At 50.7% G+C, this 12,439-nt stretch carries 10 protein-coding genes; 2 read left to right on the top strand and 8 right to left on the bottom strand.

The genetic code is table 11. The annotated features are described in order from the left end of the window. Positions 1 to 91: 91 nt before the first annotated feature. Together KI236_RS11855 and KI236_RS11850 are read right to left on the bottom strand one after the other, a co-directional pair. A complete protein-coding gene (locus tag KI236_RS11855) occupies positions 92 to 5,098 on the bottom strand; it encodes a dockerin type I repeat-containing protein (protein ID WP_212822195.1) in 5,007 nt (1,668 codons plus the stop codon). A 256-nt stretch (positions 5,099 to 5,354) separates the two neighbouring features. After that, the gene (locus tag KI236_RS11850; protein WP_212822193.1) at positions 5,355 to 5,822 is read right to left on the bottom strand and encodes a homing endonuclease associated repeat-containing protein; all 468 of its coding nucleotides are present in this window, start codon (positions 5,820 to 5,822) and stop codon (positions 5,355 to 5,357) included. Positions 5,823 to 6,468: 646 nt separating this feature from the next. On the opposite strand from KI236_RS11850, the gene KI236_RS11845 reads away from it, so the two are divergent. Then, positions 6,469 to 7,665: a tyrosine-type recombinase/integrase gene (locus KI236_RS11845; RefSeq protein WP_212822192.1), complete on the top strand. Its 1,197-nt coding sequence runs from the start codon at positions 6,469 to 6,471 to the stop codon at positions 7,663 to 7,665. 197 nt (positions 7,666 to 7,862) lie between these two features. Then, positions 7,863 to 8,078: a hypothetical protein gene (locus KI236_RS11840; protein ID WP_212822191.1), complete on the top strand. Its 216-nt coding sequence runs from the start codon at positions 7,863 to 7,865 to the stop codon at positions 8,076 to 8,078. Positions 8,079 to 8,097: 19 nt separating this feature from the next. Here the strand turns inward: KI236_RS11840 and KI236_RS11835 are convergent, their stop codons facing one another. From KI236_RS11835 to KI236_RS11810, 6 genes are all read right to left on the bottom strand, one after another. After that, positions 8,098 to 8,505 (bottom strand): S26 family signal peptidase, encoded by a 408-nt coding sequence (locus KI236_RS11835; RefSeq protein WP_212822189.1) that lies wholly within the window; start codon positions 8,503 to 8,505, stop codon positions 8,098 to 8,100. A 390-nt stretch (positions 8,506 to 8,895) separates the two neighbouring features. Further along, the gene (locus tag KI236_RS11830) at positions 8,896 to 9,510 is read right to left on the bottom strand and encodes a DUF5028 domain-containing protein (RefSeq protein WP_212822187.1); all 615 of its coding nucleotides are present in this window, start codon (positions 9,508 to 9,510) and stop codon (positions 8,896 to 8,898) included. Continuing rightward, entirely contained in the window at positions 9,507 to 10,148 is a 642-nt protein-coding gene (locus KI236_RS11825; RefSeq protein ID WP_212822186.1) for an ATP-binding cassette domain-containing protein, read from the bottom strand. The genes KI236_RS11830 and KI236_RS11825 overlap by 4 nt, the downstream gene beginning before the upstream one ends. A gap of 12 nt (positions 10,149 to 10,160) precedes the next feature. Further along, positions 10,161 to 11,009 carry a hypothetical protein gene (locus KI236_RS11820; RefSeq protein WP_212822184.1) on the bottom strand — a complete coding sequence of 283 codons (849 nt, stop codon included), beginning with the start codon at positions 11,007 to 11,009 and terminating at the stop codon, positions 10,161 to 10,163. Next, entirely contained in the window at positions 10,996 to 11,838 is an 843-nt protein-coding gene (locus KI236_RS11815; protein WP_212822182.1) for a hypothetical protein, read from the bottom strand. Before KI236_RS11815 ends, KI236_RS11820 begins: the two co-directional genes overlap by 14 nt. 71 nt (positions 11,839 to 11,909) lie before the next feature. Then, a complete protein-coding gene (locus KI236_RS11810; protein WP_212822180.1) occupies positions 11,910 to 12,353 on the bottom strand; it encodes a hypothetical protein in 444 nt (147 codons plus the stop codon). Positions 12,354 to 12,439: the final 86 nt, after the last annotated feature.

Genomic DNA, 12,439 nt, shown 5'->3' with positions numbered 1-12,439 from the left:
AAAGGGGTACAAGCCTTTTGGCCTACCGAGTGTTTCAGTTAATACGGCTGATCAGATGAACATTACCCGGTTTTACTTGGATAATCAATTATCAAAGCGGGTTTTCCCTAGGATCTTCCAAATACTGGATGAGGGCATTAACATCCTCTTCGTCAAGGTCTCCGCTTCCGTCCATATCCGCTTGTGCCCTCTGTTCCAGCGTGAGTTGATTTATGTCCTTACCCTCATCGACCCACTCCTGTAGCAATGTCAAATCATCCTCGTCCACATATCCGAAGGGATCCAAATTCACATTGCCCTTGGTGGGTGTGGACAAACCAATCAAGCCGGTCTGCCAACTCAAAGCAGGGCTATACCTGCTGGAGCCAAAGGTACCCGCCATACCAGTGTTCATGGTCGTCACGAAATCAGCGGAGGCCATTTCTGCTCTGGTCTTAGCGGTAGCCGTCTGAGAGGTGCTCTTGGCACTGCCAATGCCCTGACTGCAGGTGAAGTCCAGATAATACAGGTTGGACATCGCTGCGGAGGCGTTGTTGGTCATGCCGACCACTGCGCCCACATTGCTGCCGGTGCTCTCCACATAGGCCCGGTTGTAGCAGTTCTTGACGGAGGCAGACGCGCCGGAGGCAAAGGCCACGATACCCGCCACATAGTTGCCGGCACCGGTGATGCTGCCGGTGTTGTAGCAAGCGGTGACGCCCTTGGTGGTCTGACCCACGATGCCGGCCACATAGCCGTTGCCGGTGATCGCACCGCCGTTGTAGCAGCCGGTAATGGTACCGGTAGCGTAGCCGGTGATGCCGCCCACATACTGGTAGGCATGGATGGTGCCTTCGTTGCCGCAGTTGGTGGCGTTGGAATTCACCAGACGGCCTGCAACGCCGCCCACGCTGCTCCAGTTGCCATTCACACGGGTAACGGTGATGTCAACATCGGAGACAACGCCGGAGATGTTGGTATAGTTGGCGTAGGCCACCACGCCGCCGGAATAGGCGTTGGCAACGCTGCCCGTGGAGGTCAGGTACATCTTGCCGGTCACCTTCAGATTCTGAATGGTGGCGTAGCTGCTGCTGGTGCCGTTCACATAGCCGAACAGTCCCTTATACGGAGCCGAGGTAGTGGTGGCACTATAGTAGATGCCCATGTTCTTCACGGTATGATTATTACCGTTAAAGCTGCCCTTGAAGGCTGTGCTGGCGGTAGTGCCGCCGATGGGCGTCCAGTTGTAGCCGGCCAGGTCAATATCACCCGTCAGCGCACCGTTGATGGCATAGCTCCCGCCGTTGACTTGCGCCGCAAACCAAGCCAGCTCCGCTGCGGTACCAATCTGATACACGCCATCGGTCAGAGTGGGCTGCGTCTTGGTGGTGCCGTCCCATGCGCCGGCAGCAGAGGCCGTCAGCGGAATGGTCTTGGTCAGCACACCGCCGGACACATTGGCCTTGTCTGCACTGCCCAGGTAGAAGCTGCCGTAGACATAGTCGCAGCCGGCGCAGAGCACCGCATAGGTGTAAGTGCCGTAGGGCAGGTTCTCATACTCGCCGTTGCTGTTGGCGGTATGGACATTGCCTGCGGCATCCGTCAGCGTCACAGTGGGCGTGGCGGTGGTGGGATTGGTAATATTCAGCTTCAGCTTGAAGTTATAGCGCGGAGTGACCTCCACATTCACATTGGGGAAACGGTTCAAGCAGAAGTTCACCGTGACCGCATTGAAGTTCGTGCCCACGCCGGTATTCGACATGTTATACAGGGTGGCAAACGGATTCGCCGCCGAGTACATGGAGCCGTAGGTATAACCGTTGGTGAGCTGAACATTGGCGGTGCTGCCGGAGCCAAAGTCCACATTCGTCGGGATTGTCAGCTCCAGCTTGGCCTGATCCATCTGCTGATACTGGGCGACATTGGTCTTATAGGCCGTATCGCCGATGGAATAGAACAGGTTGTAGGTAGTGGGGTTGAAGATACCACTGTACTTGTAGATGCCACGGTAGCTGCCCTCGAAGGTGAGAGACACCTTATCGCCGGGCATGATCTCCGTCTCCTGGGGATTGGAGGCGTTGGTGACCGTGGCGGTCACTTCGGCCACGCGAGCCAGACTGTAGGAGGTGCCGGTGCTATCATGCATCTTGATGATCACAGTACCGCCAGCCAGCCCAGCATTGCGGAAGCCCAGGAGACTTGCATGGTACTTGCCGTTGGAATCCGCCGTCAAGGTGGTCCAGCCGGAAAGATGGGTATCCAGGTCACTTGCATCGGTGGTGACGATGGCGTACTGGACCGTCGTTGTGCCGCTGCTGGACACCGAGAAGTCCAGAGTGGGAGCGGTGTCGTTACTCAGATAGAACCAGTTGTCGTAGTTATAATCCCAGGCCGACGGACGGGAAGATGTCAGACCATTGGAATTATAGGCGATATTGGCTTTCGCGTTGCCGTGTTCATCCTTGTCGTTGGTAAGCACGAACACGCTGGTGCGCTCGGGATTGGTGGCCGGGTAGAGGCCGCCGTGGGTGCCGTGCTCGTCAGCGGTCGTGTAGACATCCAGTGCCTTATAGTTCACGGCAACGATCGTTGTGCCATTGGGTGTGACATCCAGCCAGTTGCCCTTGGCGTTGCCGCCGGTCACTGCTGTGACAGCGTTTTCGTCGCCGCTCAGCACTTTGACCTTGAACTCGGGCTCGATCATGATATTTGCCGCGTCAGAGTTGATGATCTGCCACAGGCGGTAAGAACGGATACGCTCTGTCCCGCTCGTATACTTGTAGCCGCTGGGGGACAAGAAGGTCTGAATCTCCGCTTCGTCACGGGTCTTGGCTATCGTGCCAAGATTAGAGAAGCTGTGAGAATACTGATCCGTGGAGTCTCCAGCATTGAAGGTGAATTCCTTCGCAAAACTGGTGGTGCTGCTCTGGAGCCATCCGGCCTTGGTCACATAAGTGGTGCCGCTGCGGATGTCCTTCAAGCGCCAGGTGTAGTTGGAATTGCTCTTGCTAATTTTGTAGATCAGCGTCCTGGTAGCGTCAGCGGATGCGCTTGCATCGCCACTGGTGCTGCCCGTCTTCGGCTCAATGATCTGTGTGTTGAAATTATTATACTGGAAAAACAGGTTGAAGTCCGCATAGGCAGGAACCGTCACCGTCAGGTTGATGGCCTGGGAAAGCGCCAGATTCTTTGTAACAACCGTGTATCCGGCGGCAGTCGTGTTGTTGATCGCCTGAGTGAAGATGTAGTCCTCGGCACAGGTGCCGATGGGTTCCACATAGGCATTCCAAAGGGCTGCGTTTCCGGCAGAGTACAGCATGAAGGGGTAGTAAGTATAATTGCCGGAAGGATAGGGCGTACCATGCTGCACATCGCCGCCCATGCTGGGCATGACCACACGAGCCGTATAGTCATCAGCAGTAAAATAGTCGCTGCTGTTCTTTTTGCTCGTGGTATAGATGGAGTGCAGGCGCAGATAAATATCCGCGCCGCCGCCGGTGCCGCCGTCCACATTGGTCTCAGTGGGCAGGGTCAAGCTGTGGCCGCCCAGGTAAACATTTGCGCTGGTTTCCGAAGCTTTGTAGCCATAGGCGCGGAAGGAATATCTGCCGGCGGCCAGGCTGGCATAGAAATTGTTGTAGTTATCTGCCAGCGTGCCGGTGGAATTGGGGTCAGCCGTGGTAAAATCACTGGCCTTAAAGGTCAGAGGGCTGTAACCTTTCAGCTCATAATCCTGCCCCTTGACAGTGATCATGTATTTGCCGTTAACCACGGCGATGGACTGGTCATGGTCCTCATAGATGTACTGGGTCTTGCCATCAACTTCATAGGAAGCCAGGTAGTCAGCGCCCTTATCGTCAAGACCAGCCGTCTTGTAGAGCTTGATCAGCGGATACTGGCTGCCATTGGTGGAATAGTTCATATCCTGACCAACATGGAAAGTATAGTGCTGCTCGATCGAGTCACTTACGGTCAGTGTCAGCGTCCAGGTGTCCGTGGACAGACCGGCAGAGTTCATGGCATGGAACTCATAGACATATGTATCGGCGGTGTTCTCCGTGATTTGGATCGTGGTAGCACCGAACAGAGCCGTGGAGAAGTAGTAAGGCCCCTTCCTTTCGCCAGTCCCGGCTGTTCTATAATAATAGTAGTCGGTGTAGCTCAAGGAAGAACCGTCCGGATTCTCGAAGATGTTGCCAGCCTGCAGATCGGACAGGTTATAGGCGTATCCTACCGAAACGGTTGCACTTGCGGTGACCGGGACGCCGCTCTTCAGCCGCGGGACCTGTGTGCCCTCCGCAGCGGTCAGAACAATGGTGTGGGTGGCCGTGCCGCTGTCGTCGGTAGCGGTAAGCACGATCGTATACTCACCAGCCGCAGTAGGGGTATAGCTCAAGGTAGAGCCGTTCAGCGTTTGCGTAGCGCCGTTGACGGTTGCCGTATAGGTCAGCGCATCGCCATCGGCATCCGTAAACATTTCAGCCACATCCAGCGTCCAGGCATTACCGAGTGTTACATTAGCTGTGGCAATTGCACCGGGAGCGACCGTAGGTGCCGACTTGCCTTCATAGGTGAAGGCGAGGAAATGGACGGGCGCATAGCTGGCGCTGCCGTCATACTCCGGCGCATAGGCAGTTCCGCTACCATCTGCACCCAGCACAAAGCTCTTTTGGACCGTAGTCCCATCCTCGGCGGTACGGGAGTAGTTCAAGGGAATTGTAATTGTGATATCCCCACCGCTCTCCGTATAGGCCATTTCTACACCGCCGCCAGTCCACTGCGGCACATCGGCGTAGTAGCCGGATGCAACACCGCTTGTGGCATTGGTCAGTATGGCAGCGTCTTTGTATGTGGCCTTTACATAGGTCGTGCCTGCGGGAACGGTGACCAAGTAGTAGGGCACATTCTCGAAAGCAGAGTAGCCGGTAAAGGTCACAGAGTTCTGCACACTGATAGTTGCCGTTCCTGTGGTCTGGTCATTCGCACCATAGGGAACAATACTATCCAGCGGCGCAGCTACTGTGCCTTGTTCCGTTGCAAAGACTGCCGTGGGAAGGATGGATAGAACCATCATGAGCGCAAGCAGCATTGAAAGGAACTTTTTCGCTGTCTTTTGCATTTCCAATCTCCTCTCAGAAATTTTTTTATAATAAGGCCTGCTGGCATTATTACCTTAGCTGCGAGCACATTTTCGCATCCAATAAGAAAATAACAAGGTTATATAGGGGCGCGACACCCTATTATAATTGGTGTCGCGTTCCGATCTGTCCAAGGCGAAAGGTGCTTTCGTTAAGAGGTTGGGCGGAAGGGGCTGGCTAAGCCCCTTCTGCCCATATGGAAAAGCTGGCGGATCTCCGCCCTCGACTTGGCAAACCTTACTCAAGCATTACATCTGTTGCAACGAAGGTTTCCTCTGTGGCTTCGTGAACAGCGCATTTGCTTTGGCGTTGCTTGACTCGCTCAACCCGTGCTGCCCGTTTAGCGTCACGCTCGCTCCGATGCATCTGAATTTGGATTTTCTTTTCGTTTTGATAGCGCCCGCAATCTCTATTGCGGGGTTTTTTGTATATAGGATTCAAGTGGGCGGCTCTCAGCGCATCTTTCCAATCGCCAAAGCGCTCTGCGATGTAACTGCCACCGACGATCTCGATGGGGGCAGGGGACTTTCCCCAATGTCCGGCGCAGCGCCGGAGATAGGCCGCCAGCTGATCCAGGCTGTCGCCTGCGTGTTTTTCCGCAAAAGCGCGGTCCTGCTCAGCCAATGCATCCCGTGTTCTTTTGGCAATGTGCTGCTCGTACCAATTCGCTCCGTCAAAATTTTGCGCACCTGCTACTTTACCCATGGGCACACCTCCTTAATGATTCATGACAAAAAAAGCGCTGATAAACCCATACCGGGTCATCAGCGTACACTTCTGCCATATCAGCACCACGGAGAGAGCGCCCGCTGCCTTTGAGTCCTAACTACACAATTCTACTGACTTGCGCCATGAGATACTCTCTGCGTTTATGATCTGTCTTCTCACGATTTTCTCGCAATGACGGACTTTCGTCCCAGTGGTTTCCCGCCTCGATCATATCCTTGCGCTTACAGTGCCGACCGCATGGGGAATTGCACCCCTTTCCTTTTAGGCGGTCGCCTGGCCTTTTACAGCTCGGGCAACAGCCGTGCAGCATCCTCGGACTTCTTATGAAATTTTACGGTATTATTTATCCTTTTAGGGGGATAATGATTTTGGTTGGTGTAGAGGTGAAGTTTTCTTTCGTAAATCTATACAATTTGCGAAAGTAGAATCCACCTATGTATCCACATTGTATCGTCTTTTTTGAGGGAAGTCAATACCTAAATTGCGGAAATTTAGCGAAAAGTAGGTACAAATTATAAATGCCGCATAGAATCACTTGCTACTCAAGGGCCTATTTTACAAATATTCCCAATCACAAAATCGTTTACGCCGTCAAAAACATCGTCAAGGAGGAGCGTTGGTCATGCCTAAAAGAGGAGAAAATATTTACAAGCGGAAAGACGGACGCTGGGAGGGGCGATATATTCGCGGCCGCACAGCTTCCGGGCAGGCTGAGTATGGGTATGTTTACGCCGACAGCTATAAGGCGTGCCGGGCCAAGCGGCAGCAATGCATTGAGACGCTGCCAGAGAAGCCTGCCGTGCAAGCATCTGCTGCGACCTTGGCCCAGGCCGCAGAACTGTTTTTAAGCGAGAAAAGCCATGTTCTGAAAGCATCATCCTGGAATCGGTATTCCTATCTGACGCAGCATTATATCTTGCCTGCTTTGGGAACGGCCCCTATCTGCCAGCTGACGGCGGATCAGATTTCTGATTTCCTGCGCCGCTTGCAGCGAAGCGGACTATCCGGCAAAAGCGCCAGGGACATCGGCGTATTACTAAAGTCAATTCTGAAGTATACAGCCAAAAAGCTGGACTGCAGCTGTCCCGGTGTGAATGCCGAACTGCCCGTCTATCACCGAAAAAAGATCGAGGTATTTTTCGCAGACGAGATTGGGCGGTTGGCAAAAAAGGTCCTGGAAGCGCCCAGCATGGCGGGCGTTGGGGTCCTGCTTGCGCTGAATGCCGGTCTGCGCTTGGGGGAGCTATGTGCGCTCCAGTATAAGGATATTGATTTATGTAATGGGGTGATCCATGTCACCAAGACGGCCCAGCGAATGAAAAAGGGCATGCACACCCACCTGGTGGTGCAACCGCCGAAAACCGACAACGCCCGGCGCACGATCCCGCTGCCAGAGGATATGCTGGCCCTTTTAAGGCAAACGGTTTGCCCGGCCAGGAATGAGGAGAACTATTTTCTGACCGGTAAGTCTGCTCCGCTGGAACCGCGGACACTGCAATACCAGTACCGCGCATTGCTGAAGGCGGCGGGGATCCCTTATCGAAATTTCCATGTGCTGCGGCACACCTATGCGTCGCGCTGCGTGGAGCAGGGTGTGGACATCAAGAGCTTGAGCGAGATGCTGGGCCATGCCGATGTCCGGACTACGCTCCAGGTCTATGTCCATTCCTCCCTGGAGCACAAGATGCGGGTGGTTCAAAGCATATGCTTCCTTTCTCTTGCCCCGGCGGCGGACTTTGCGCCGTCAGCATTTCCGTCACACGGGCCGGAAACGGCGCTGCGACAACGGGTTTTTCCGAACCTTTCGCAAATTGTATAGATTTACGAAAGCTCCGCCTTGTTTTTTTGCCAAGGGCAGCTGTGCCGAGTTCGGCTTGTTATTCCTCATACAAACTCATAAAGACCCATCACTGAGAGTTTACCTCTGAGTGACGGGCTTTTTTTGTCGAAAAAGATGCGGAATTATCAAAAAAACTTTATTAAGGCTATTCCCTGGCGTATAATGAGAGCTATGCTGTGAGAAAGGATAATCGAAACAAAATGAAACAGGCAGAGCTGAGATACTATATTTCCATCAATGTAAACGGCCAACATCCATTGATGAGGTCAGCGCAGGGCTACACTGAATATTATAGTGAAGCACTGGAATTCTCCGATCTTTTTGATGCCTATCGTTTTGTTGAACGGCACGGTTTGGAAAAACTGGCATCCATCATCACACGGCCAACCTAATCGTGCGATTGCCCCTCTATTATCGACCTCCTATCGGGAGCCATACTTTAGCAACAACTGTTGTTACTGGTACAAATGGTTCGTCCCAGTAACGGGAATCATAGGAGTCATCCGCATTGTCTCCCAGCATGTAGTAGGAGCCTTCGGGTACAGACATGTTGATTCCGTTATGCATGACCACATTCCCACCAACCGCTGCAATACGCTTGACAAAAAGATTCCCGCCATGGCAAAAGATAACAACGTCTCCGACTTCAAAGCTGCCTTTGATTCGTACACCGAGGATCAAGCTACCAGCTTCGAGCGTCGGTTTCATAGAGTTAGTAGGCACATAGCCCAGGATAAAAACCGTGCGAAACATAACGAGTACAAGCAGCGCCGCTATAACAGGCAGCAAACGGCTTAGACATAACTTCTTTTTCCTCATTTTGGATACCTCTAAATAAGAAAACAGGACAACGGAAGGGAGACCGCATGAGAAAGTAGCAAGTCTTTCGACTTTTAGAATCCGTCGGAATGATTGAATTGATAGGACAAATCAAAGAATAATTATTGTGAACCAATACCGCGGTATTTGCTGCGAGTTCTACAAGAAGTACTGGTTCTGAGTGGAACTGATGAAGCAAGGGCTGAAAAGCGGCTTTTCACGAGAGTCCTGGAAGAATGCTTTATGACTCAGCCTGTAAAACAGCAGCCCAAGTTGTCAATATTCTAAAAGTAGAACATACACTACCCTTGCGGGATGGTGTATGTTCTACTAATGCACAGATAAGGGATGGCAACATCTACTTAGTAATACGAAAATCCGGAACTACAGTTACTCCTCACCTATATTCACTCGAACGATTTTTCTGGTAGGATAATTTGTCACTTGCAGCCAGATATTGCTTTGCTCTAAACGATTCCATTCAGCGGATGTGAAGCGATATCTATACAGATCAAATGGCAGCAAAATATCACATGAGGCGCCATCCTGTAACCGAATCCCGGTGGCACCGTCCAATATAGGATTGACCACACCCAAGAGATCCCAATCCATATTCATGAGCATATCCGTGGTGTATAATGATAGTTCTGTTAAAGGGAATCCTTCTGCGGGACTATTCTGCTGCGAAACAGTAACGCTGACCAATGCGACCTTATCGGGGATCCGACTTCGATCGGTCCCGTCATACTGCAAAGCTGAAGTATAGGCACGATAATCTACAATTTCAAAACGGTTGACCCGAAGCATATAGCCTTCAGCCGCCAAATTATACCCGACAAAATCCGGCGCAATAGGAACGATTTCTCCAACGGAGTATGTCTTCTCTGTATTGGCAGACCATCGTTGACGATAATCCTGATTAATTGCTTTATAGCGGATCATCCAAACAAAGAGCACTACTGCCGCAACGGAGAAAATCAGCCAGAATTTCTTTTTGTCTTTCATTTGCCTATCACCGATGTTACCCTTCCCGCTTGCATTTGAATAACAACATCCGATACGCTCTGCACAAAGTCAGCATCATGGCACGCAACGACTACTAATGCACTGCGCTGACATTCTTTACGGATCAACTGTGCGATCATAGCAACGCCCTGCTCATCCAGTGCATTTGTGGGTTCATCCAAAATCAGCAGACCGGGCTTTTCCATCAAGGCCGCAGCAATACCCAGACGTTGTTTCATGCCTAATGAATATTTTTTGAAAGTCCGTTTATCATTCGGGTCCAGGCCAACCGCTTGCAGGGTGTTATGGATGTCGGAGACCGAGATCAGCTGTTTTAGACCGGCAAGCAACTCCAGGTTTTTTTGCCCGGTATACTCGTCAATAAATGCGGGACTCTCGATCATCACGCCCACAGATTCAGGGAAATCCAGATCCTTCCCCAGGCGACGATCATTTACTGAAACACTGCCCTCTGTCGCATAGATCAACCCACACATCAGACGTAAAAGCATCGTTTTACCCGATCCATTTTCCCCTTGCAATCCGTAGACTTTTCCGCTTTCAAAATTCAAACTGATGTCTTGCAGCACGACCGCTCTGTGAATGGTTTTTGTGACATGATCCACCACAATATTCATCGTATCACCGTCCTATTTTTCAAGAGATATGAGGTCTTTTCTTTGTATCAGTAAATATCCTGCGCCTATTGATAAGAGCAACAGTAGCAGTGTAAACACCAGTTCTTTACGATAACTCAATCCATTTGCATCAAAAAGCTGGTATCGCATCACCATCGCTCCGTTGCCGACCAACCATTCAATGGGGAAATATGCGGCAGCAATATATGTGACAAAGCATATTAGAAAGCTGATGGCCGGACGGGCCACAAGGTTTAAGAGTGTTTGCAGCATACATACGGCCGTAAGCGTCACAAACGGAAGGAGCAAAGCGTATAGGATAACACTTGCCGGCGTGAGTGAAATTGTCTCTCCACACAAGACCTCCGAAAACAAGAATGCGGTGATTTCGGGCGTGTTGTTTAGGCCGAAGGTAACGGGTGTCAGAATCGCTGTGCCTATTATGGCAATCATTTCACAGGCAAAGTATAAAGTACAGCTTGCTATGCACCATATACACTTAGACAGCCACCATTTCCCACGCGATGTGCGTAGGAAAACTTGCTGACCTTGTACACTGATACCTTGCGCAGGATATGCTGCTGTTATATACAGGCAAAAGCCGCACACAATCAGCCATTCGATGGGGACCGACACCTTTTCTTCCATAGAGCCGTGTTGTATGATTGCCATGCCGCGAAATAGACACAGCATATAGTCGCCAATTGAACCCCGGCTCGAAATGGATTCCACATTGCAATAGAATTGCACAGAGCGATATACTGCGAATAAGCGCATGGAAAAGAGGAGAGTGGCAATCAGATAGTTTCTCCTTTGCAATCCCTGCCGCAGATCATAGCGCAACAGCCTATAAAACCTCATGTCTGTATTTCCTATATATCCCCGTAAGAACAGATACGAATGTCAAAAGAATAAGTTCCGCAAGTATGATCCATGTGGGACTGGGATTTGTACTTGCCAAATTGCACAGCCTTAAAGGCGAGAGCTCTATATACCAGTTCATTGCGTCGGCAAGCATGGGGGTAATGAAATCAAGTAATAGGAACAGCAGAAGTGGAGTTGCTGTCACAAAGAATCGGTGTTTTACCTTATGCCCGACGATAATGCACAGACTGGCCGCAACGCCGCCCCAGAAAAACTCAATAATGCACCAGATGATTGCATGCAGCCAAGGGTGGGTATAGTATAGCTTCGCCAAAAAGGCTGTGCCTGAACAGAATCCTGTAATAGGCAGTGCAACCCGAGGAATACAGGCGGGACATACCATCGCGGATGCAAACAGATCCGTAGTTACCGGCAATGCAATAGCAATGCCGCCACTAACAAATACAGCCGCCATTTTGGCTGTTAGGTATTGAGAATACGGAACTCTGGTAAGAATATTATTTGTCATATGAGACCTGTTGTCCTCATACAATGACCACCCATAAGGCATAGCAGCCAAAAATGGCCAAACGGCATAGAAGACTACAGCCCCGACGGTGACTCCGTTGACGCCGATCCAATTGACAAATAAGCTGCACCCATCATATCCGCCCGGGGAATGTGCATAGGATGCGCCTAAGTCACTGACGGTAATTGCAGTTTGAACCAAATCAGCTATGACAAGAATAAAACCGATCAGCAATGCACTGCGCATCATTTTGTTGTGAAATGCTTTCCACATTTCGGTTCTAATACAGTTCCCCATTATGTTATTCCTCCGCTAATGTTTACTGCTCCATCTCGGCTTGTTTTGAATGCTTTGTATTTGATTTACTGTCAGGGCGTTGCATCCTTATACGAGTTTGCGCTATCAGGGCTCCATTCACCGGACATGGTTTCACCAAAAAGATTGGGGCACGAGAAGGAGAGCGTTGCCCAGCGATAGCCGTCCTCATTAATGAAGGAATGGATACTGTACTTATTCCCGTTGTGACATGTCACATAATTCACGCGAGTTCCGCCAGATACAGTACAGTTATTCATCGATCCGTTTTGTGCGGATCCACCAAGGGCTCTTGCTCTGATGTGATCGCGCTTTCCGTCACGATAATAAAAATACACAGCTGATGAATCATCTTTTGTTCTGGGTGTAAGACGATGGTAGGAATACACATTTACACTAAACCCGGTGATTCTTGTGTCAGATGTAGAGGCAAACGCAGGAACAGCCATTGCTGCGCATACGAGAAACGCCATAATCAAGGTAATAATCTTCTTCATCTTTATTTCCTTTCTTTGTACATGTTTGGGTTTCTTATGTACTTATGTAATTAATATGATTAAATCATTGGAATCACCCTCATTCT

The sequence above is a fragment of the Vescimonas fastidiosa genome (genome assembly GCF_018326305.1).
In the GTDB taxonomy this organism is placed as follows: Bacteria; Bacillota; Clostridia; order Oscillospirales; family Oscillospiraceae; genus Vescimonas; species Vescimonas fastidiosa.
This window is presented reverse-complemented; position numbering and strand designations above follow the sequence as displayed.

What these genes read in the sequence shown, in the direction of transcription:
- KI236_RS11855 (WP_212822195.1), bottom strand. Translation starts at nt 5,098, where the DNA reads ATGCAAAAGACAGCGAAAAAGTTCCTTTCAATGCTGCTTGCGCTCATG.
- KI236_RS11850 (WP_212822193.1), bottom strand. Translation starts at nt 5,822, where the DNA reads ATGGGTAAAGTAGCAGGTGCGCAAAATTTTGACGGAGCGAATTGGTAC.
- KI236_RS11845 (WP_212822192.1), top strand. Translation starts at nt 6,469, where the DNA reads ATGCCTAAAAGAGGAGAAAATATTTACAAGCGGAAAGACGGACGCTGG.
- KI236_RS11835 (WP_212822189.1), bottom strand. Translation starts at nt 8,505, where the DNA reads ATGAGGAAAAAGAAGTTATGTCTAAGCCGTTTGCTGCCTGTTATAGCG.
- KI236_RS11830 (WP_212822187.1), bottom strand. Translation starts at nt 9,510, where the DNA reads ATGAAAGACAAAAAGAAATTCTGGCTGATTTTCTCCGTTGCGGCAGTA.
- KI236_RS11825 (WP_212822186.1), bottom strand. Translation starts at nt 10,148, where the DNA reads ATGAATATTGTGGTGGATCATGTCACAAAAACCATTCACAGAGCGGTC.
- KI236_RS11820 (WP_212822184.1), bottom strand. Translation starts at nt 11,009, where the DNA reads ATGAGGTTTTATAGGCTGTTGCGCTATGATCTGCGGCAGGGATTGCAA.
- KI236_RS11815 (WP_212822182.1), bottom strand. Translation starts at nt 11,838, where the DNA reads ATGGGGAACTGTATTAGAACCGAAATGTGGAAAGCATTTCACAACAAA.
- KI236_RS11810 (WP_212822180.1), bottom strand. Translation starts at nt 12,353, where the DNA reads ATGAAGAAGATTATTACCTTGATTATGGCGTTTCTCGTATGCGCAGCA.